This is a genomic window from Bradyrhizobium sp. JR3.5 (genome assembly GCF_054057015.1).
On the sequence record NZ_JBSRYV010000002.1, the window covers coordinates 3,456,974 to 3,478,400 of the forward strand.

Annotated in this window: 14 protein-coding genes, 4 pseudogenes and 1 riboswitch; of the genes and pseudogenes, 8 read left to right on the plus strand and 10 right to left on the minus strand. The window is 66.4% G+C overall.

Features of this window, described 5'->3' with window-relative positions; all coding sequences use genetic code 11:
• Positions 1–79 precede the first annotated feature (79 nt).
• From ACVWW1_RS33375 to ACVWW1_RS33395, 5 genes and pseudogenes are all read right to left on the minus strand, one after another.
• Positions 80–470, minus strand: a pseudogene (locus tag ACVWW1_RS33375) (MAPEG family protein).
• Between the two features lie 106 nt (positions 471–576).
• Positions 577–1,698 carry a lipocalin-like domain-containing protein gene (locus ACVWW1_RS33380; RefSeq protein WP_456658818.1) on the minus strand — a complete coding sequence of 374 codons (1,122 nt, stop codon included), beginning with the start codon at positions 1,696–1,698 and terminating at the stop codon, positions 577–579.
• A gap of 166 nt (positions 1,699–1,864) precedes the next feature.
• Complete coding sequence (locus tag ACVWW1_RS33385; RefSeq protein ID WP_456658819.1) at positions 1,865–4,324, minus strand: FtsX-like permease family protein; 2,460 nt, start codon at positions 4,322–4,324, stop codon at positions 1,865–1,867.
• Positions 4,321–4,974, minus strand: a complete 654-nt coding sequence (locus ACVWW1_RS33390) for an ABC transporter ATP-binding protein (protein ID WP_456658820.1) — start codon at positions 4,972–4,974, stop codon at positions 4,321–4,323. The genes ACVWW1_RS33385 and ACVWW1_RS33390 overlap by 4 nt, the downstream gene beginning before the upstream one ends.
• A 40-nt stretch (positions 4,975–5,014) precedes the next feature.
• A complete protein-coding gene (locus tag ACVWW1_RS33395; protein ID WP_456658821.1) occupies positions 5,015–5,773 on the minus strand; it encodes a class I SAM-dependent methyltransferase in 759 nt (252 codons plus the stop codon).
• Positions 5,774–6,019: 246 nt separating this feature from the next.
• On the opposite strand from ACVWW1_RS33395, the gene ACVWW1_RS33400 reads away from it, so the two are divergent.
• Positions 6,020–7,336 carry an MFS transporter gene (locus ACVWW1_RS33400; protein WP_456658822.1) on the plus strand — a complete coding sequence of 439 codons (1,317 nt, stop codon included), beginning with the start codon at positions 6,020–6,022 and terminating at the stop codon, positions 7,334–7,336.
• Between the two features lie 334 nt (positions 7,337–7,670).
• On the opposite strand, the pseudogene ACVWW1_RS33405 reads toward ACVWW1_RS33400, so the two are convergent.
• Positions 7,671–9,390, minus strand: a pseudogene (locus ACVWW1_RS33405) (N-acyl-D-amino-acid deacylase family protein).
• Positions 9,391–9,511: 121 nt separating this feature from the next.
• On the opposite strand from ACVWW1_RS33405, the gene ACVWW1_RS33410 reads away from it, so the two are divergent.
• From ACVWW1_RS33410 to ACVWW1_RS33420, 3 genes are all read left to right on the plus strand, one after another.
• Entirely contained in the window at positions 9,512–9,844 is a 333-nt protein-coding gene (locus ACVWW1_RS33410; protein ID WP_456658823.1) for a MarR family winged helix-turn-helix transcriptional regulator, read from the plus strand.
• Positions 9,845–10,035: 191 nt separating this feature from the next.
• Complete coding sequence (locus ACVWW1_RS33415; protein ID WP_456658824.1) at positions 10,036–10,491, plus strand: CYTH domain-containing protein; 456 nt, start codon at positions 10,036–10,038, stop codon at positions 10,489–10,491.
• Complete coding sequence (locus ACVWW1_RS33420; RefSeq protein ID WP_456658825.1) at positions 10,415–11,605, plus strand: CYTH and CHAD domain-containing protein; 1,191 nt, start codon at positions 10,415–10,417, stop codon at positions 11,603–11,605. Before ACVWW1_RS33415 ends, ACVWW1_RS33420 begins: the two co-directional genes overlap by 77 nt.
• A gap of 71 nt (positions 11,606–11,676) precedes the next feature.
• Here ACVWW1_RS33420 and ACVWW1_RS33425 read toward each other — a convergent pair.
• A pseudogene (locus ACVWW1_RS33425) lies at positions 11,677–12,911 on the minus strand (MFS transporter).
• Positions 12,912–13,135: 224 nt separating this feature from the next.
• On the opposite strand from ACVWW1_RS33425, the gene ACVWW1_RS33430 reads away from it, so the two are divergent.
• Positions 13,136–14,425: a hypothetical protein gene (locus tag ACVWW1_RS33430; protein WP_456658826.1), complete on the plus strand. Its 1,290-nt coding sequence runs from the start codon at positions 13,136–13,138 to the stop codon at positions 14,423–14,425.
• A gap of 128 nt (positions 14,426–14,553) precedes the next feature.
• On the opposite strand, the gene ACVWW1_RS33435 is transcribed toward ACVWW1_RS33430, so the two are convergent.
• The gene (locus ACVWW1_RS33435; RefSeq protein ID WP_176534134.1) at positions 14,554–14,727 is read right to left on the minus strand and encodes a hypothetical protein; all 174 of its coding nucleotides are present in this window, start codon (positions 14,725–14,727) and stop codon (positions 14,554–14,556) included.
• 110 nt (positions 14,728–14,837) lie between these two features.
• Positions 14,838–17,106, minus strand: a pseudogene (locus tag ACVWW1_RS33440) (TonB-dependent receptor).
• A 127-nt stretch (positions 17,107–17,233) separates the two neighbouring features.
• Positions 17,234–17,431, minus strand: a riboswitch (cobalamin riboswitch).
• A 112-nt stretch (positions 17,432–17,543) separates the two neighbouring features.
• Between ACVWW1_RS33440 and ACVWW1_RS33445 the strand changes: the two are divergent.
• Genes ACVWW1_RS33445 through ACVWW1_RS33455 form a run of 3 tightly spaced genes read left to right on the plus strand, consistent with a single transcriptional unit; the run spans position 17,544 to position 20,193 of the window.
• Positions 17,544–18,587 carry a FecCD family ABC transporter permease gene (locus ACVWW1_RS33445; RefSeq protein ID WP_456658827.1) on the plus strand — a complete coding sequence of 348 codons (1,044 nt, stop codon included), beginning with the start codon at positions 17,544–17,546 and terminating at the stop codon, positions 18,585–18,587.
• The gene (locus ACVWW1_RS33450) at positions 18,584–19,357 is read left to right on the plus strand and encodes an ABC transporter ATP-binding protein (protein ID WP_456658828.1); all 774 of its coding nucleotides are present in this window, start codon (positions 18,584–18,586) and stop codon (positions 19,355–19,357) included. The genes ACVWW1_RS33445 and ACVWW1_RS33450 overlap by 4 nt, the downstream gene beginning before the upstream one ends.
• A gap of 5 nt (positions 19,358–19,362) precedes the next feature.
• On the plus strand, positions 19,363–20,193 hold the full coding sequence (locus ACVWW1_RS33455) for an ABC transporter substrate-binding protein (RefSeq protein WP_456660733.1): 831 nt from the start codon (positions 19,363–19,365) through the stop codon (positions 20,191–20,193).
• Between the two features lie 103 nt (positions 20,194–20,296).
• Here the strand turns inward: ACVWW1_RS33455 and ACVWW1_RS33460 are convergent, their stop codons facing one another.
• Positions 20,297–21,337 (minus strand): MBL fold metallo-hydrolase, encoded by a 1,041-nt coding sequence (locus tag ACVWW1_RS33460; protein WP_456658829.1) that lies wholly within the window; start codon positions 21,335–21,337, stop codon positions 20,297–20,299.
• Positions 21,338–21,427: the final 90 nt, after the last annotated feature.

Consider the following 21,427-nt stretch of genomic DNA (forward strand, 5'->3'; position numbering starts at 1 on the left):
ATCGCAAAACTCGACCCTGTGGTTATGGGTCCCGGGTCAAGCCCGGGACGACAGCGGAGTGTGTAGCGCGATCGCGCCTTCAATGCGCCAGCCGCCACACCGCGCCGCCGAGCGCGCCGATCCACAGGATGATGCACGCTGCGGCCTGGATGGCAAAACCTCGGCTCCGCTTCGCCACCGCCTCGCGATAACCGATGAAGTAGACGATGCGGCCGATCACCCAGAGTGCACCGACGGCTGCGGCCGCGGCATCGCCGACATAGATCGCGAACAGCCACAGCGACGGCAGGAAGATCGGCATCCACTCGAGCGTGTTCATCTGGATGCGGAAGATGCGCTCGAAATCCGGATTGCCCGAGATTGCCGGCAGCTTGACGCCATAGGCGACGCGGGCGCGCGCGACCTGTGTCGAGGTGAAGAAATAGAACGCGACCAGCAAGGCAGGTGACGATGGCCGTGTAGTGGTACATGTCAGGCGTGTCCTCTTGTTTCATTGGCCCCGATGTCATGACGGGGCGGCAGCGACCGGTTTGACAGGCTGGACGATTTTGGGCACGCCGATCTTCTGTCGGCGTTTCAGTACCCGGTCATCTCAAGATAGCCGATTCCCGCGTGGCTGCCCGCAAAGCGGATCGGGCCTTCCCAATAGGGGAAGCTCGTCCCCATCCAGGCCTTCGGATTGACCGGCGTGGTCTCGATGGCAAGGCCGTGCGCCGGAAAGGCGACGCGCCATGATGTCGGCAGCTTGCGGCCGTCGATCTCGGTGGTCGCAACCGGCGTGATGCTGTTGCCGGGCCCAGCGATCTCGGCCGAGCGGCCGTCCGGCGTGAACCAGTTGCCGAACAGGTTCTCGCGGCCATCCTTCTGGCGCAGCCGGTACAGCATCAGCTTCTCGTCGCCGGGCAGATGCAGCGAGAACCAGTCCCAGCCGGTTTGATCCGCCGCCAATGGCTGGCTGCTCCATTCGCGATCCATCCAGGCCATACCCGTGACGTCGACCGGTCTGTCGTCGATCACGATGCGGCCGGATGCGTTGTAGAACGGCTGGCTGTAATAATAAGAGGCCTGTCCGCGATCCGACTTGCGGCTGTAGCCATGGTCGCCTTGCAGCACCAGCGGGCGGTTGGCGTCGAGGCGGAGCGCGGTGCTGAAGTCGGCAGCTGAGGCCTTCAGTTCGAGCGGCGCGACGCGCTGCGCATCGAACGGGTCGAGCCCGTGCATCTCCCAGGCGTCGATCCAGGCACGGAACGGCGTGGCCTCGACACCGGCTTGACCGATGCCGCCGCGCGCAAACGTCTCGCTGAAACGATGCGTGGTGGCGCTGGTCACGGCGGCGTGGCCCATCCAGACCTGCTGGTTGGCCCAACCCTCGCTGGGACCGCCCGGCTTCATCGCCTGACGGAACAATGTCCATTGCGCGCCATAGGCCGCGCCATTCGCGTCGGAGAGATTCGCGGTGACGTACCACCACTCGATCCGGAACTCCGGATGTGGGCCGTGATCGATCGGGAATGCGAATGGCTTGCCCGGCGTGACGGCGGCAAAACCTTCGGCATTCTCGCCGAGCCCGGCAAAGCCCTGCGCAAGGCTCTTGCCGCCGAGCGCGAGCGCCAGCGCACCGCCGGCAAAGGTGCGGCGCGTGATGATCGCGCGAGCGGCGACTGTACGTCGTATGGATCGGCGCATCCGCAACCTCATGTCACCTCTCCCGCTTGCGGGGGAGGTCGTATCGCATCGAAGATGCGATACGGGTGGGGGCTCTTTCCGCAATGCGACTCGCGGAGATACCCCCACCCTGACCCTCCCCCGCAAGCGGGAGAGGGAACAGAGTTTCCTTGCGGTCGCTGATTGCCCTCATCGCGTCTCAGCGCTCATTGACGAAGATCCTGATCAGGCTGGCTGGCTGCATGCGCGCCAGTCTAGCGACCGGCAGCGCCGCCGCACAGAAGGCGGCGGCGAGTGCCACGGCGAGCAGCTCGATCAGCTGCAACGGGAAGACCTGGAACGGCAGCCGCCAGCCGAATGCCTTCACATTGACGATCGCAAGCAGGCACCACGCAACCAGAAGGCCGAGCGGCAGCGCGAACAGCGCGGTGATCAATGCGACCGCCATGGTCTTCAACAGTTCGAGCGCCGCGAGCCGCCGCCGCGTCAGGCCGATCGCCCACAGCGGCGCAAGCTGCGGCAGCCGCGAATTGGCCAGCGTGAGCAGGCTGGTCAGGAGCGCGGTGCCGGCGACGCCGAGCGTGAAGGCGTTGAGCGCCGCGGTCACCGAGAAGGTGCGGTTGAACACCCGTTTGGATTCCCGCTTCATCGTCGCCTGGTCGGCGACGTTGCGGTCGTCGAGGCCGAACTTCTCCTGCAACGCCGCGATCAGCGGCGCGATGTGATCTGGCGCGACGCGGAGTCCGATCCGGGTCTGCGGCGTCTGCGGGAAACGCCGGGTCAGCGCAGCGAAGTTGACGGCGATCTGGCCCTTGGGGTTGCCGTAATCGGCATAGATGCCGACGATCTCGAGCGGCCAGTTGCCGCCGGAGGCGGGGACCTCGATACGATCGCCGAGGGCAAGCTTCATCCGCCGCGACAGCTGCTCGCTGACCAGACAGGTGTAGCCGGGACGCAGCCTGACCCAGGCATTGGACGTGCTCTCCAGCAACGGCCAGTTGTCGCGATAGGTGGCGTGGTCGGGCAGGCCGAGCACCTCGACCGGCGCGCCGCCGAGCTGGGTATCGGCGCGGCCGCCGGGCAGGATCGCCGCGACTTCGGGCCGATCGCGCAGCCACGCCTTGATCTCCTTTGCCTGCTGATCGCTGGCCGCGCTGATGTAGACGTCGGCGGCGAGCCGGCCATCGAGCCAGACCAGGAAGGTGCGGCTGAAACTTTCCACCATGGTGCTGACGCCGACATTGACCGCGAGCGCGAGCAACAGCGCCATCAGCGCCAGCGACAGGCCTGAGAGCTGCTGGCGGCTGTCGGCCCAGAACCAGATGCCGACCGGCGCCCGCGCGCTGCGCTGGCCGATCGCGAGCGCGATTTGCAGCACCATCGGCAGGATCAATGCCGCGCCGAGCATCAGCGCAGCCAGCACCGCAAATCCCGCGATCAGGGAATCGCCGAACCGAATGAGCGCTGCGGCAACCGCAAACACCGCGAGCGCCGCGGCACTTTGGAACATGAGCCAGCGCCGTTGCGCCTGCTGCCAGGCCTGCGGCTGCGCCGTCGCCAGCACCGGCATCCGGATCGCCTTGGCAAGGCTCGCGGCGGCGGCTGCGAGCGCGCCCAGAATGCTGATGGCGATGCCGGCGAACCACCAGACGGGCTTGAGCGAAAGCTGTCCCGGGATCTGCGCGCCATAGAGCCCGCGCAGGGAGGCCGCCACATCGGGCAGCAAGGCTGCCGCGATGAAGTAGCCGCAGACGAGGCCGATCAGGCCGGCGACCAGCGCCAGCGACACCAGCTCGATCACCAGCACGGTGTTGAGCAGCCGCGCCGAGACGCCGCAAGCGCGCAAGGTGCGCAGCATCGGCAGCCGCTGCTCGAAAGCGAGGCCGATCGCGGAGTTGACGATGAACAGGCCGACGAAGAACGACAGCAGGCCGAATGCGGTGAGGTTGAGATGGAAACTGTCGGTCAGCCGCTCGAGGTCGCTCTCGGCGCTCGGCTCCACCAGCCGAAGTTTTTCGCCGGCCACGCTTTCAAGCGTCGCGCGCGGCGTTTTCGATTTGCCGACCAGCAGGCGCGACACCAGGCCGGGCATCTTCAGGATGTCCTGCGCGATGCCGATATCGACGACCAGCGCGCCGGGCGCGAGCTCCGCCTGCACGCGCAGCGGCGGTAAACTCGTGCCGTTGGCCTGCGGCCGTTCGCCCTCCTTGAGGCCGAGATCGCGCAGCGTCTCGCCCGCCACCAGCATCTCGCCCGGCGGCGTGACAAAGGATAACAGGCTGCCGCGCCCGACCGCCGGTGCGTTGCCGACCTCGGACGGCAGCGTCACCGGCTCGACACCGAGCAGGCGCAAGCTGCGCCCGTCGATCTGGACGCGGCCCTCCAGCATCGGCGACACCGGCCAGCCGGCGCGGCGCAGATCGACGAACAGTTTTTGCGGGAAGGTCGCGCTGTCGCGGCTCACCAGCATGGCGGTGCGCGCGCCGCCGAAGGTCGCGGCGGCGCGGTCATAGGCGATGCGCGCCTGCTGGTTCAGCGCCTGCACGCCGCTCCACAGCGCGGTGGCCGAGATCAGCCCGATCAGCAGGGTTGCGAGCTGCATCGGATGCCGCCGCCAATGGCTGAGCAGCACCGCAAGAATCCACAGCGCCCGCCTCATGCGATGACCCCGGCATGCAGGGTGACCTGGCGGTCGAGCGTCGCGGCGAGCCGCGCGCTGTGGGTGACCATCAGGAAGCCGCAGCCGGTGCGAGCAACCAGATCGCGCGCCAGAAGCAGCACCTCGTCGGCGGTGTCCTCGTCGAGATTGCCGGTCGGCTCGTCGGCAAGCAGCAACTGCGGCTTCGGCGCCAGCGCGCGGCCGATCGCGACGCGCTGCTGCTGGCCGCCGGACAATTGCTCGGGATAGCGCTTCAGGAGCTGCTTGAGCCCGAGGCGCTCGACCAGTTCGTCATGCCAGGCCGCATCGTGGCGGCCGGCGATGCGGGACTGGAACACGAGATTGTCCGCAACCGTGAGACTCGGGATCAGGTTGAACTGCTGGAACACGAGGCCGAGCCGGTCGCGGCGCAGCGCGGCGCGGCCGGCGTCGTTGAGACCGGAAACGGTGATGTCGGCGAGCCTGATCTCGCCGCTGTCGGCGGCATCGAGCCCCGCGATCAAATGCAGCAGCGTGCTCTTGCCGCTGCCGGATTCGCCTGACAGCGCCACGCTCTCGCCGGTCGTGACAGTGAGATCGACGCCGCGCAGCACCGCGACGTCTTCACCGGCAGAGCGGTAACTCTTGGTCAGGCCGGTGACGCGAAGCACCGCGGCGGTCTGGTCAGGTGAAGCGATGGCCGTGCCTCATTCAAGGCTTCTGGTATTTCAGGACGAACTCGTCGATCGGCACCGGCGCCTTGAAGACGGGAATGTCCTTCGGGTCCTCCGCATGATGCAGGAAATCGGCCTCGGCGACCAGCTTGAAGCCGGCCGCCTCGATCTCCTGCTTCAGGGTGCTCTCCTCGATCCGGTGCAGCGTCTTGGCGACGCTTACGCCTTCGCCGGCCTTGGCCGAGTGGTCCGCGATGACCAGGAAGCCGCCCGGCTTCAGCGCGGCGAACATCTTCTTGTTCATCGCGGCGCGATCGACCGGCAGATAGCTGATGTCGTGATAGAAAAAGAACAAGGTGATCATGTCGAGGTTGCTGACCTCGGGCGGGATCGGGTCGTCGTAGTCGCGCACCACATGGACGACGTTCTTCATCGCCGGCGCCTTGGCGCGGGTGTCGAACTTGTCCTTGACGAAGCGCTCGAGCACGGCCGCCGAATCCTGCGCGTAGACCTTGCCCGAAGGGGCGACCGTGCGCGCCAACAGTTCGGTGCTGTAGCCGGCGCTCGCCGCCATGTCGAGAACGGTCATGCCGGGCTTGACGCCGGCAAAGGCCAGCATCTTTGCTGGCTGGCGGCGCTGGTCGACCTGGCGATCCGCATCGCTGCGATCGGGCGCGGCGACGATCGCCGCGTAGTCCGGGCTTGCCGCGTCCTCGGCGCGGACAGAAGGCACGGCGAGCAGTGCGGCGGACACAAGCGCAGCGCAGGCGGCCGCGCGAAGGATCGATCTGTTCATGAAATAACCCAACCTTCAATAACCTCGGCTTTTCGTTGCCCCGAGCATAGCAGCCGGCCGATGACAGATCACCGCTTCACTGGCCGCGACGACGCGATCGTGATCGGGCGCGCCTGCCCGGCCATCGTGTCGCGCCGGCCACAGAACCCGAGGAAATGCGGGGTTGCGTTGCGCGGCGAGGCGTGGCTAGCATCCTGCCGAGGCCGATCTTACGAAGCCAAAAAACGAAACGACGGGGAGCCAGACATGACAACGCAACCGACGCCCAAAGGGATGTCGAAGGGGACGCCGAAAGGCGCCTGGCAAATCACCTTCCTTCTGTTCCTGTACATGGTGGTGAACTTTGCGGACAAGATCGTGGTCGGGCTTGCCGGCGTGCCGATCCGGAAGGAGATGGGTCTCACCCCGGAGCAGTTCGGCGATCTCGGCTCATCCTTCTTCTATCTGTTCTCGATCTCGGCGATCGTGGTCGGCTTCATCGTCAACCGCGTCGACACGCGTTGGGTGCTGCTGATCCTGGCGGTGATCTGGTCGCTGACGCAATTTCCGATGATCGGCACCGTCAGCCTCACGACGCTCACGATCTGCCGCATCATCCTCGGCGCCGGCGAGGGACCGGCCTTCTCGGTCGCCGCGCACGCGATCTACAAATGGTTTCCGGATGAGAAGCGCACGCTGCCGACCGCGATCCTGTCGCAGGGTTCGGCGTTTGGCGTGATCCTCGCGGTGCCCGCGCTGAACTGGATCATCGTCAATCACAGCTGGCATCACGCCTTCGGCGCGCTCGGAATCGTCGGCCTGCTCTGGACCGTCGCCTGGTTCGCGCTCGGCAAGGAAGGGCCGCTGGTGTCGACGGCTGCCGTTGTTGCCGATGAACCACGGATTCCCTACTGGAAGCTGCTGACGTCGCGCACCTTCGTCGGCTGCGTGGTCGCGACCTTCGGCGCCTATTGGGCGCTGTCGTTGGGCCTGACCTGGTTCACGTCGTTCATCATCGAGGGGCTCGGCTTCTCGCAGCAGCAAGCCGGCTTCGTCTCGATCCTGCCCTGGATCTTCGGTGCGACGATCGTGATCCTGACCGGCTGGATCTCGCAGCTGATGCTGGCGCGCGGCTTCACCACCCGCGGCGCGCGCGGCGTGCTCGGCTCGGTGCCGTTGATCGTCGGCGGCTGCATCCTCGCTGCGCTGCCCTATGCGCCGCCGGGCGCGTTGATGATCGCACTGCTGGTGATCGGCTCCGGCCTGTGCGGCTCGATCTATGTGGTGTGCCCGCCGATGCTCGGCGAGTTCACGCCGGTGTCGCAGCGTGGCGCGATCATCGCGATCTACGGTGCGCTCTACACCATCTCGGGCATTCTGGCGCCGATGGTGATGGGCAGTGTGATCCAGCACGCCGCCACGCCGATGGCCGGCTACATGAGCGGCTTCACCATCAACGCCGCGATCATGGCCGGCTCCGGCCTGCTCGGATTGCTGCTGCTGTGGCCCAACACGGAGCGCGCGCGGCTGACCGGCACGGCGCAGCCGTCGGGGACGATCAAAGGCGCGATGTCGCCGACGTAGGGGCGTGCCTTCCACCCTCCCCTGGAGGGGGAGGGTCGGATCACGTTGAGCGCAGCGAAATGTGAGACGGGCTGGGGTGATCTCTCAACACGGGCAGCATCCGTGTGGAGAGACCGTCACCCCACCCCGCTGCGCATTCCGCTTCGCTACATGCCCAGCGACCCTCCCCCTCCAGGGGAGGGTGACGCGGCGGCCGCGGTTCGCGTCAATGCCGAGCTCTCTGTAGCCCGGACTCTCTGGAGCCCGGATGAAGCGCAGCGAAATCCGGGGCCTTGCTATCCGCGGATAGAGCTGCCCCGGATTGCGCTTCGCTTCATCCGGGCTACAAGCTACCTTAGTTCAACCCCTGCGCGCCGCGGACGAGCCTGCCCGGCCGCGCGCCGGTGGCCTTGCCCTCGAGCTGGGTGACGACGCCTGACACGATGGTGGCGTCGTAGCCGTCGACCTGTTGCAAGAGGCGGCGGCCGCCGACCGGCAGGTCGTAATGCACCTTCGGCGGATGCAGGTGCAGCCGGTCGTAGTCGATCACGTTGACGTCGGCCTTGAAGCCCGGCGCGATCACGCCGCGATCAGTGAGCCCAACCGACAGCGCGGTCTTGCCGCGACTGCGCCGCGATCACGAACGGGATCGAGAGCTTCTCGCCGCGGCTGCGGTCGCGCGTCCAGTGCGTCAAGAGATAGGTCGGGAAGCTGGCATCGCAGATGATGCCGCAATGCGCGCCGCCGTCGGACAGGCCGGGCACCGCGCTCGGTTCGCGCAGCATCTCATGCACGGCATCGAGATTGCCGTCGGCATAATTCAGGAACGGCACATAGAGCATGCCGCGGCCCTCGTCGGTCAGCATCGCGTCATAGGCGAGCTCTTCCGGCTGGCGGCCCTGGCGGCGCGCCTGCGGGCCGAGCGCGTTCTCCGGCGGCTGCTCATAGTCCGGCGGATTACCCAGCAGATACATCTTGTCGTAGTTCGGCCGGAAGAACAGCGGATCGTCGGTTGCCGTCGCGCTCTCGCTCAGGATCGCCGCGCGCACCTCGGGCCGGCGCAGATGCGTCAGCCGCTCCGCCAGCGGCAGCCTGGCGATCGCGCGATAGCTCGGATGGGTCTGGAACGGGTTGCGCGACAATTCGAGCCCGAGCAGCAGCCCGACCGGCCGCGCCGCGATCTGGGTCGTGATCGACAGGCCGCGCGCGGCGGCTTCATTGATGGTGTCCATTGTCTGCCGCCAGCGCCGCGGCGCCTTGTCGGCCTGAGCGACCGAGAACGAAATCGGGCACCTTGTGTTCTTGGCGACCCGCAGCATCATCGGCAGGTCTTCGTGAACGGTGCTCTGGTCGAGCACGAATTGCAGCACGCTGCGGCCGACGCCGTGCATCGCGCCGGCGATCGCGGTCAATTCATCCTCGCCCGCTTTCAGTGTCGGCGTGTAGTCGCCGGTCGAGGTGCGGTGATTGAGCGTGCGCGAGGTCGAGAAACCCAGCGCGCCCGATCGCACCGCATCGCCGGCGAGCGCCGCCATCGCCTTATTGTCCTCGGGCGTGGCGGGATCGCGGCGCGCGCCGCGCTCGCCCATCACATAGACGCGCAGCGCCGCGTGCGGCAGTTGCGCGCCGATGTCCATGTCGAAACTGCGCTTCGACAGCCATTCCATGTAGTCGGGGAAGCTTTCCCAAGCCCAGGGAATGCCTGCGCTCAGCACCGGCTCCGGAATGTCCTCGACGCCTTCCATCAGCTGGATCAGCCTGCCGTGGTCGCTCGGCCGGCACGGTGCGAAGCCGACGCCGCAATTGCCCATGATCGCGGTCGTGACGCCGTTCTGCGACGACGGCGTGATGTCCTGGCTCCAGGTCACCTGGCCGTCGTAATGGGTGTGGACGTCGACGAAGCCGGGCGCCACCAGTCTGCCGCGCGCGTCGATCTCCTCTTTGCCTTTTGCAGAGACCTTGCCGACTTCGGTGATCCTGCCGCCCGAAATCGCGACATCGGCCTCATAGAGGTCGCCGCCCTTGCCGTCGGCGATGTTGCCGCCGCGGATCACGAGGTCTGGGGTCGAGGTCATGGCGTTTCATCCCGTGGCTGTTCTTGGTTGCCGGCATCATGGGTGAGCCCTTGATGCTGTCAACCATCGCCGGCGAAGCTCTGGGATGCGCCGGCGATGGTTTGCCAGCGGGGATTGCGCGTTGCGGAAATTTGTTTCGCCGGGGACGCCGCTGCCCCGGCAGCATCAGGCCTTGCTGGCGATCAGGGGCTATCCGGGCGGCGGGCCGGTCACGATCGGCGATCTGGCCGAGCGGCTGCGGCTTCGTCATCACACCACCGTCGAACTGGTCGACCGGCTGTCCGAGGCGGGCCTGGTCGAGCGCGTGCTCGACCCCGCCGACCAGCGGCGGGTGCTGCTGAAGCTAACCGGCCTCGCGGCCGATCATCTCGCCGAACTGTCTGCGGTTCATCTCGATGAGCTGTCGCGGATCGAGCCGCTCTTGAAGCAGGTGCTGTCGCGGCGATCGGAATGAATGCGCAGCGTGCACGACGCTGGACGCGACCGGCGTCCATCGCCCGGGACTGGCGGTGTCGTTACCTACAACTTGAGCATGTAAAACTTGGATTTAATGCACGCTGCGATGCAGCGATATGCCTTGTCATTGTCACGAAACCTTCATAGACCATGCTGGGGGCGATATCACTAGATGGACGGCGGCCGGTCGTGACCGAGGCGGGGACTGCCATTGCCGTCAGGCATGGCGATCAGGCGGAAATCGAACTCAAGCTGCTTGCGCCGCAAGGAAGCCTCGAAAAACTGCGCGAGGCAGCCTGCATCGTGCAGCATGCGCGCAATCGCGGTGCATTTCACCGGCTGGAAACCGTCTATTACGACACGCCGGAGCGGCTGTTGTTTCGGCATGGCATGTCACTGCGCGTGCGACGCAGCGGCAAGACCTTCATCCAGACGCTGAAGCTTTCACCCAATGGCTCGCAGCCTCTGAGGCGGCGCCAATGGGAGGTGCCGCTTGAGAGCATCGCCCCTGATCTGGCGCGATTGCCCGCCGACGAGGTCGGCGATCCCGTGGCGGCGCTGAGCAACGATGCGCTGGTGCCGGTGTTCGCTGACAAAGGTACGCCGGCACGCGCGGCAGCTCGATCTGCCCGATGCGTCGGTTGAAATCGCATTCGACGAGGGGACGATCGAGGCCGATGCGCGCCAGGAGGTGCTGTCGGAAATCGAGCTTGAACTGAAGAGCGGCAATGCCGGCGTCCTGTTCGATCTCGGAACCCAGTTGCTCGATGCGGCGCCGCTCCAGATCGGCACGCGCAGCAAGGCGGAACGCGGCTATGCGCTCGCGTTCGATGTCGTGCCGTCGGCAGCGAAGGCCGAGTTGTCAGGCATCACCGCGGAGCTCGTGGTCGACGACGTCATCGCGTTGCTGGTGGGCTCCTGCTGGCATCATCTGTTGAAAAATCACGCGGTGGCCGAGCAGGGATCGGACCCCGAAGGCGTGCACCAGATGCGCGTGGCCTTGCGACGCTTGCGGACGATCTGCGCGCTGTTCCGGCGCGACATTCCATCGCCGGCATTTCTGGCGGTCAACAGCGAAGCAAAATGGCTGATGCGGCAGCTCGGCCAGGCCCGCGATTGGGACGTCTTCGCCGAAACGACGATCACCCGCCTGGTCAGCGCGGTTCCGGATATCGATCTGGATGGCCTTCGCCAGGCGGTTCAGCAGCAACGGAAGTCGAGTTACGGCACCTTGCAGAACGTCCTGGCCGATCCCCGGTGCAGCCGCTTCCTGCTCTCGCTCGGGCATCTGGTGGAACGTCGCGGCTGGCGTAACGAGATCGACAGCGAAGCGCTGGCTGTCCTGTCGCAACCGATGCCGGTGTTCGCCGACAAGATTCTGGAACGATTGCATCGCAAGACGTTGAAGCGGGGTGCGGGCTTCCGGCGGCTCGATATCCACGCGCAGCACAATCTCAGGATCAACCTCAAGAAGTTGCGCTATGCGGCGGAGTTCTTCCTGCCGCTCTATGCGTCCCACGCGCCGGCGAAGCGCTACGTGAAGCGGCTCGCCGGGTTGCAGACCAGTCTGGGGCGGGTGTGCGACATCGGAAGCACGCGCGTGCTGCTCCATACGATCCGGCAGGACGACCAGCCCGCGCTTCATCTCGGCATCGGCGCGATAACCGGCTGGCTGGCCCGTGATCAGATCGCGGTGACGAAAGCGCTGCGCAAGAGTTGGCGGCGGTTCAAGACGACGCCTGCATTCTGGGGCCGATGAGTTTGGCGGCGGCAAGTATTGGCCGCGCCTCTCGTCGACGACGGCTCGATGCGCGGTGAGAGCGGGATGCCCTAGCGGGACTGCGCCTGCATTACAACTGCGGAGGCCTGCGGCTTGCGCTCGGTCACCAGTGCAAGCAGCACGGTCAGCACCATGAACACCACCGAGGCGCCGAACACCCAATGCGGCATGTGCTGGTCCATGATCCAGCCGAACAGCAGCGGGCTGACGATGCCGCCGAAGTTGAAGCCGGTGGAGACGATGCCGAAAGCGCGGCCGGCGGCGCCGGGAGGCGCGGCGTTGCGCACCATCATGTCGCGGGAGGGCGCGATCACACGCCGCCGAGGAATCCGGCAAGCCCCATCGCGAGCGTGAGCGCCACCGGCGGCAGGTTCATCAGCGCGATCAGCAGCACCAGAACGGCATTGACCGCGAAGCAGGCCGCGGCAAGCTGGCTGTGGCGATGGGTCCAGTCGGCGAGATAGCCGCCGGCGAGCACACCCGCGGCGCTGGCGCCGAGGAAGGCGGTGAGTGCGACGTTGGCGGTCGAGAACGACGCGCCGTAGCCGCCCATCAGCGCGACCACGCCGAAATTGTTGATGCCCGAGGTCGACAGGCTGAGCAGCGTGAAGAATGCCGTCAGCACCATCAGCGCCGGCGTGATCACGCTGGCCTTCGGCGCCGCGTCGTCCTTCGGCTTGTTCTTGTTGGCGCCGGCATCGGGAATGCCGAGCACGATCAGGAACAGCGCCACCAGCGGGCCGACCGCGCCGGCAACGATCAGCGCGCCGAGCCCGCCGACCGAGGCGACCAGTGCTGCCATGATCGCAGGCGCCACCGCGCCGCCGAGGAAGCCGGCGAAGGTGTGGATCGAGAAGGCGCGGCCCATCCGCGCCTCGTCCATATGGGCCGAGAGGATCGCGTAGTCGGCCGGATGGTAAACGCTGTTGGCGAGGCCGAGCGCCACCGCACAGACGATCAGCGAAGTATAGCTCAGATGCAGGCCGAGCCCGATCAGCGCACAGCCGCCGATGGTCAGCCCGATCAGCAGGATCTTGCGCGCCCCGATATGGTCGGCGAGGTAGCCGATCGGCGCCTGGGTCAGGCCGGAGACCACCGCAAACACCGTCAGCGCGAAACCGAGCTCGACATAGCCGACGCCGAGCTGCTGCTTCAGGAATGGGAACAGCATCGGCAGCACGAAGATATGGAAGTGGCTGACCCAATGGGCGACCGAAATCCCCGTCAGCGTGCGCAGCGCGCTGTCGGCTTTCGCTTGCTGCGGTGCGGCCAGAATGTCGACCATGTCAGTGAAACTCCAATTCCATAGCGTTTTCGAGCGAAGTGGGTCGCGGTTCGCGTGAAGAAAACGCGTCAAAAAAATGCCCGGCAGGGCGGGCAGAAAATAAAGGCTGGCCGCTAATTGTCCATGAACGCGCCTGCATGGCTGCCCCCGGCGCGGGCGTGCCGGATCGACACATGCGGCATTAAAGGCGGCGACAAAGTGTGGTCCTGCGGTGATGATCGGCCATGATCGACGCCAAAAAGCCGCTCCGCGTGCTTGTGTCAGAGGGCTCCAGCACCTCCGGCCGCGAGGCGATCACGATCCTGGGGCTGGCCGGCCATCACGTCGAGGTCTGCGACCCCTCGCGCTGGTGCCTGGCGCGCTATTCCCGCTTTGTCCGCACATACCACCATTGTCCGCCGCTGCGGTCGGATCCGGCCGGCTTCCTTCGCTTCGTCGAGCGCTTGTTGGCGTCGCGACATTTCGATGTGCTGCTGCCGACCCATGAGCAGGGCTTCCTGTTCGCCCGCGCCGCGGCGCGGCTGACATCACGTGCCGGCCTGGCGCTGCCGGATTTCGCCAGCTATCGCGCGGTGCACAGCAAGGCCGGCTTCAGCCGGCTGCTCGACCAGCTCGGCCTGCCGCAGCCGCCGACCCGGATCGTGAACTCGGCCGACGAGCTGCGCGAGGCGGTGCGGTTTCCATCCGTGGTGAAGACGTCGGTCGGCACCGCCAGCCGCGGCGTCTGGTTCGTGCGCGATGCCGGCGATCTCAACCGCGCGCTCTACGATCTCGAATCCGCCGGCGATTTTGCCGGCGAGGTGCTGACGCAGGATCTCATCACCGGCACCGTCGAGAAGGCCCAGTCGGTGTTCTGCCGCGGCGCGCTAGTCGGCTTTCACGCCTACCGGCAGATCGCGGCCGGTGTCGGCGGCGGCGAGGCGATCAAGGAGAGCGTGAGCCGGCCGGCGATCCGTGCCGCGCTCGAGACCATCGGCGCGCATCTCGGCTGGCACGGCGCGCTCTCGGTCGACGTCATCATGCCGCTCGACAGCGCAACGCCGCTGTTGATCGACTGCAATCCGCGGCTGGTCGAGCCTGTCAACGCGTATCGCGCCGGCACCGATCTGGTCGACCTGCTGCTGCGCGTCTCGCTTGGCGAGACGCCGGCGCCGCTTTCCGAGAGCCGCAGCGGGGTACGAACGCATCTCGCGATGCAGGCGCTGCTCGGCAGCGCATCGCGCGACGGCACGCGGCGAGACCTGATCCGGGAATGCGGCCGCATCGCCGCGGGCGAAGGCCTTTATCGGGGCAGCAGCGAAGAGCTGACGCCGGTGCGGCTCGATTGGCTCAGTGCCGTGCCGCTGGCGATGACCACCGCGCTGCTGCTGGCATCGCCGCCGATCGCCGCATCGCTGGCGCGCGGCGGCTTCGGTGCGCATCTGCTCGATCGCACGAGTATCGAGAAGATCGAGGGGGAGCATTTTCTGCGCGATCTCTCAACACGTCGTCCCGGCGAAGGCCGGGACCCTTAACCACAGGATTGAATTGTCGAGGAAGGGCTGTGGCCCCAGCATTGCGAGACAATCCAATCCTGTGGTTATGGGTCCCGGGTCGCGCTTCGCTTGCCCGGGACGACGTGGGGATGGATAGTGCTGATCCCTCACAACGGCTCGTCATCATTGCCGTAGCGATCGAGCTTCGGCGTGGCGATGTCGCCGTCCTCATAATAGTCGTCGTCCTGTGGCGCCGCGGGCGGCGCAGGCTTTTTCGACTTGTCGTCGGTCTTGTCGTCGATCTTGCCGCCGCCCTTGCTCTTCTTTCCGGCCTTGGCCATCCGTTTCCCCTGCGCGGGTCAAATCAGCAGCCGGAATTCTACCCCAGTTCGCTGGTGCTTGTAACGTAAGGAGATGGGCGCGGCCGGTCACACCCGCCGCGCTGGATAGCTCAAAACGTCGCGCCCGCCTTGACCATGTAGGTGCGGCCGGGCAGCGGATAGGCCGAGAAGCGGCCGGCCGTGAACGAGCTCGCGATGGCGTAGTCGTAATAGAGCGCGTTGAACAGATTGTTCACGCTGAGCGACCAGAAGAAGCGGTCGTATTGCCCGCTGAGCTTGAGATCGGCGGTGGCGTTGCTGGGAATGCGGCTCTGGGTGTTGGCCTGGTCGTTGTCCATGATGCGCGAGCTCCAGGCCCGCACCGTGGCGTCGAACACCAGACAGTTCTGCCAGATATTCCAGGTCACGCCGAGATTGCCGGTGTAGCGCGACACCAGCGGCACATCGTTGCCGGCCCACATGCCTTCGCGGAAGACGGCGCGGGTGATCGCCATGCCGCCGCGCAGGGTGACGCTGTCGCTGACCTTGAGCGAGGCGCTGGTCTCTGAGCCGTAGCGGCGGGTGGGATCGAGGTTGACGTTGTAGAACAGCACCGGGTTGAAATGGATCTCGTTCTCGAGATCCATCAGATAGACGCTGCTCTGGACCTGAAACAGGTTGGTCTTGACGCGGAAGCCACCCTCGACGTCCTGCGATGTCTGGGTCTTGAGCTGGGAAGTTCTGCGGGATCGGGGCGAAGGTCAGCGGATCGAATGACGGACCCGAGGCGACGCGCTCGTCGACATCAGGCGTGCGGAATGCGCGCGCGGCGCGGCCGAACATCGAGAAGGTGTCGGTGAAGCGATGCTCGGCGCCGACATGCAGCGCGTATTGCGTCTCGTTGCTGTCGAGCGGCGCCGCCTGCGTGTCAAAGGCGAACGGTGCATTCGGATCGTAGCGATCGCGTGCCGACACGCTGGTATTCTGGACGCGCGCGCCGTACGAGAAATCGGTGGTCGGCAGCACGCCCAGTGTATGCTGCCAGTAGCCGGCCACGGTCTGCTGCTCGATATTGTAGATGTGGTAGGGATCGCCGCCCTGATAGGCGCCGCGTGCCTCGCGGAATGTCGAATCGTAATAGTCGATACCGGTCAGGATCGTCGACGGCATCCCGAGCATGAAGTTCTTGACGCTGAGGCGCGGCGTGATCGACCAGGTCTGTAGCGCCGCATCATTATAGGTCGAGGCGAAGCTGATGGTCGGCACGGTGCCGAAGAAGGCGCTTTGCGTCTCGCGCTGCCGCCAGCCGCCGTCGACGATGAGGTCGACGCCGTTCATTAGCGTCTTGGTGAAGCCGGTGGTGACGCTGGCGGTTTGCTGGTTGGCATAGTCGAAGGGCGTCGCCGCGCCGCGGCGATCGGTAAGCAGCTCGTTGACGCCGATCGACGGATCGACCAGCCGTCCGCCGGGCAGGCCGAGCTTCTGGTCGCTGCCGGTGACGGTGAGGAAGGCGGTGAGATCCGATGTCGTGTAGTTGACGTTGCCGACGGCGTTGCGCTGGTCGAGCGCGTTGTTGACGCGGTAGCCGTCGGACTTGATGCCGTTGCCGTAGAACGAGGTCGACCACGGGCCGGAATTGAGCGCCGCGGACACCGCGGCCATGCGGGTGTTGAACGAACCGAAGCCGCCTTCGGCCCGGATCGTGGCCGGCGGACCGCCGGCGCCGGTCTTGGTGATGATGTTTACCACGCCGCCCACCGCGTTGTCGCCGTAGAGCACCGCGCCGCTGTTGCCGCGCGTGATCTCGATGCGTTCGATCGAATCGAGCGGGATAGTGGTGAGATCGAAGCCGGCCTTGTCGACGTCGTTGAGGCGGCGGCCGTTGAGCAGGAACAGGGTGTTGTCGGAGGCGAATGCGCCGAAGCCGCGCAGGTCGACCGAGGTTTTGGCGCCGTTCGGGCCGCCATAAAGCGATTGCAGCTGCACGCCCGGCAGCTGCGCGAGCATCTCCGGCAGCGACTGCACCGGCGAATGCGCGATGTCGTCGGCCGTGATCACGGGCGAGGAAGAGCCGACAATGCCCGCGAACTGGGGGCTGCCGCCGGTGCCGCCCGTTCCCGTGGCCGGTCCGGTCCCTGTCGTGTTCGATCCTGCTCCGCTGCCCACATTGTTGCCTTGCGCGGTGCCCGGCGCCGGGCGGCGCGGGGCCGGCGCTTCGTCAGCGGCCGGCCTGGCGCGCGTGACATTCTGGTCGCCGGGCTTGGTGATTTCGATCGCCGGAAGTTGCTCGGGAACGGGCGCCTGCTGCGCCCGTGCGGTCGAGATGATGATGGTCGGTACGATCATCGTCGACGCGAGCAGAAGCACGCGGCGGCGCCGGGAGGAAGAGTTGGAGAACATCTAGGTGAGACCTCGGTAACGTCAGTGGCACGTCACCGCGAGCCAGTCTCACCATCGTGCTCGCAGGCCCAGCTGCTTGCAGCTCCAAGTGAAGCTCATGCCTGTACTCCCCGACCGGCATCTTCGCGTGTGACCACGGCTGACGGCAGGTCTCCTGGCTCGCGGGTCGTTACCCTCCGTCGCCTTCCCAGGACCGAGATTCCCAGTGGCCTGTGACGAAGGATTCACCGCATACAGTTGCGGGGGCAGCCGCGGCGTTGGGGAAGTTTCCCCGCACCGCATTCCCTTTTCATCTCATGATAGAACCGTCATGTTCATCTAGGGTTCGGCCGGGCAGCAAAGTCAATCCGGCGGAGGTCGGGCGGCCGCCAGCTGGCCACGGTTTTTGTCGGGTGTCGCTTGTCTGCCACGGCGATCGCTGTAAGAGCATGGATCCAATGAGCGTGCAGGATTTTGCCTTGGCGGCCGAGGTCGCGGCGCGGCGCCGGTGGGGCACCACCGCGGCGCTGCTCGCGCTCGTGGTGCTGCTGCTCGTGCTCTCGCTCGGCATCGGGCCGGTGCGGCTGTCGCCGCTCGCGGTGATCGAGGCGCTGTTCGGCGGCGGCAGCGACGTGGCGCAGGTGATCGTGCGCGAGATCCGGCTGCCGCGCACCATTCTGGCATTCGCGATCGGCGGTATTCTCGGGCTATCGGGCGCGGCGCTGCAGGGATTGCTGCGCAATCCGCTGGCCTCGCCGTCGCTGTTCGGTGCGCCGCAATCGGCGGCATTCGGCGCGGTGCTGGTGATCGCGCTGGGCCTCGCCGATGTGCGCTCCTATGCGCTGCCGGTGGTGGCAATCGTCGCCGCGTTCGGCTCGGTGTTCGCGCTGCTGGCGATTGCCGGCCGCAATGCCGGGCTGTTGATCCTGATCCTCGCGGGACTCGCAATCTCGAGCTTTGCCGGAGCCGCGACGGCGCTGGTGATGAACCTCTCCCGCAATCCGTTCGTGGTGCTGGAGATCGCATTCTGGCTGCTCGGCTCACTGGAGGACCGCAGCTTCCAGCACGTGGCGCTGGCGCTGCCCTTCATCATCGCGGGCGCGGCCGTCCTGCTCAGCCAGGCGAGCGCATTCCGTGCGCTGACGCTCGGTGAAGAGGCAGCACAGAGCCTCGGCGTCGATGTCGGACGACTGCGGCTCCTCGTGATCACGGGCGTCGCGCTCGGCGTCGGCGGCGCGGTCGCGGTCACGGGCACGATCGGCTTCATTGGCCTCGTCGCGCCGCACCTGATGCGCCCTCTGATCGGTCACGATCCGGCGCGGCTGCTGGTGCCGAGCGCGCTCGCCGGTTCGGCGCTGCTGCTCGCGGCCGATATCGCGGTGCGCATCATCCCCTCGACGTCGGACATCAAGGTCGGCGTGCTGACCTCGATCATCGGCGTGCCGTTCTTCCTCTATCTGATCATGCGCGAACGCCGCGCGCTCGGCGGAGGCGTGGCATGACGCTGCTCTCTGCAATCGCGCTCAATGCCTCGCTCGGCAGCCGCAAGGTGTTGCACGATGTCTCGCTGTCGCTGGAAGCGGGCCATCTGGTGGCGCTGGTCGGCCCCAACGGTGCCGGCAAGACCACGCTGCTGCGCGCACTGGCCGGATTGATTCCATCCGACGGCGAGATCCGGATCGGCGGCGACGCGCTGGCGTCGCTTGCGCTGCGCGAGCGGGCGAAGCGTTTCGCCTATTTGCCACAGGGGCACATGGTGCACTGGCCGCTGCCGGCGCGCGATATCGTCGCGCTCGGCCGCTATCCGCACGGCGCGACCGATCCGGCGCGGCTGTCGCCGAAGGATATCGAGGCCGTGCTGCGGGCAATGCAGGCGGTCGACGTCACTGAATTCAGCGACCGCCGCGTCACCGAGCTGTCCGGCGGCGAGCGCAGCCGCGTCGCACTGGCTCGGGTGCTGGCGGTGGAGGCGCCGGTGATCCTCGCCGACGAGCCGACCGCCTCGCTCGATCCGCGCCACCAGATCGACGTGATGCAGAAGCTGCGCAACGTCGCCGACACCGGGGTGCTGGTCGTCGTGGTGACCCACGATCTCGGGCTCGCCGCGCGCTTTGCCGATCACGTGCTGGTGCTGTCGGAGGGACGGCTGGCGGCGCAAGGCGCGCCTGCTGAGGCGTTGTCCGAGAGTGTTCTGGCCAGCGTGTTCCGGGTCAGCGCCTATCGCGCCGAATTTCAGCGCGAGGCCGTCATCGTGCCATGGGCGGACGTGTGATGGGGATGCGGCGTCTCGCAGCGGTGGCCGCAGCGGCATGGCTGACGTCGTATGCAGCCGCGTCCGCCGCCGGACCGCGCATCGTCTCGATGAACGTCTGCAGCGACCAGCTCGTGCTGTCGCTGGCCGATCCGGACCAGATCCTCGGCCTCAGCCGCTTTTCGCGCGATGCCTGGCAATCCTGGGCCGCCGAGCAGGCGCGAAACTATCCGCTTCTGGCCGGCGAGGCCGAGGATGTGCTGCTGCTCAAGCCCGACCTTGTCGTGGTCAGCCTGTTCGACAAGCGTGCGACGCGCGATCTCTTGAAGGCCAACGGGTTGCACCTGATCGAATTCACGGTGCCGCGCACGCTGGATGAGGTGAGGGACCAGATCCGCGCGATGGGCGACGTGTTGCAGCATCCGGATCGCGCGCGGGCCGAGATCGCGCGGCTCGATGCGGCGATCGCGCGGGCCCGGGCAGCGGCTGATGGTCAGCACTATCGCGTGCTGCCGGTGGAGCGCCGCGGCTTTGTCGCAGGTCGCAGCAGCCTGGTCAGCTCGCTGCTGGCGGCAACCGGCCTGAGCAACGTGGCCGGCGAACTCGGGCTCGACGCGGGCGGATTTGCTTCGCTGGAGGCAATCGTAAAACTGCGGCCGGATTTCATCCTGGTGTCGGAGGCCGGCGATCGTGCCGAAGACGAGGGCCGCGCCTTCCTGCTGCATCCGGCGCTGGAGCGATTCTATCCGGCCGACAAGCGGATCGTGGTGCCGGAGCGGCTGACGGTGTGCGGCGGCGTGATGCTGGCCGATGCGCTGGATCGGCTGACGGAGGAGCTCAAGCGGGTGACGCGGTAGGAATCTCTATCGTCATTGCGAGCGAAGCGAAGCAATCCATCCTTCCGCTTGCTGCAGCATGGATTGCTTCGTCGCTTCGCTCCTCGCAATGACGGGAAGTGACCTACCCTTGCACCACCGGCCCGCCAGCCTTCTTCCAGGCGTCGATGCCGCCTTCGATATGGGCGGTGTTCGCCAATCCCGCCTTCTTCGCGGCGGCAACGGCCATCGCCGAGCGCTCACCGAAGGCGCAGAAGAACACGACGCGGCGGCCGGTCGCGGCCGCGACTTCGCGCAGCATGCCGCCGGGCTGCAATGTGGCGCAAATCCCGGGATAGGGCGCGTGCAGGGCGCCGGGCAGCATGCCGTGCTTGGCCCGCTCGCCGCTCTCGCGCAAATCGACCAGCAGGATATCGGGCCGGCCGAGACTCGCGATGGCATCGCGCGCGCTGAGGGAGAGGCCTTCCCTGGCAAGCTCGTCCTGGTGCAGGCCGACATGCATGTTGGCGGGCACCGCGACGTCCATCATCTTTGGATTCGGGAGATGAAGGTTGTTCATCAGCTCGACATAGTCGTCGATCGATTTCACCTGCAGCCGCGGATTGTAGCGCTTCTCCTCGCCGATCGTGGAGACGGTGTCGCCCTTGTAGTCATGCGCGGGGAACACCAGGGTTTCCTCCGGCAGCTTGAGCAGGCGGTTGAAGATCGAATCGTACTGTGCCCGCGCGCTGCCGTTCTGGAAATCGGTGCGGCCGGTGCCGCGGATTAAGAGCGTGTCGCCGGTGAAGACGCGGTCGCCCATCAGATAGCTAAAGGAATCGTCGGTGTGGCCAGGCGTGTACAGCGCTTCGAGGCAGAGGCCCTCGATCGTCACCTTGTCGCCGTCGGAGACGCGCATCGACACCACGTCGGCCTTGCTCTGCTCGCCCATGATGGTGATGCACTGGGTGCGGTCGCGCAGCTCGCCGAGGCCGGTGATGTGATCGGCATGCAGGTGCGTATCGACGGCCTTGACCAGTCGGAGGTCGAGTTCCTGCAGCAGCTTGCAGTAGCGGTCGACCTTCTCCAGCACGGGATCGAGGATCAGCGCCTCGCCGCCGGCGCGGCTCGCGAGCAGATAGCTGTAAGTGCCGGACACACTGTCAAAGAGCTGGCGAAAGATCATGACGGCTTACCTGTTCTCCGGGGCGAGTCGTGAGGAGGATATTATTCCATAGATAGGGTCGATTCAAAGCAAATCCATCCCCGTGCAAGC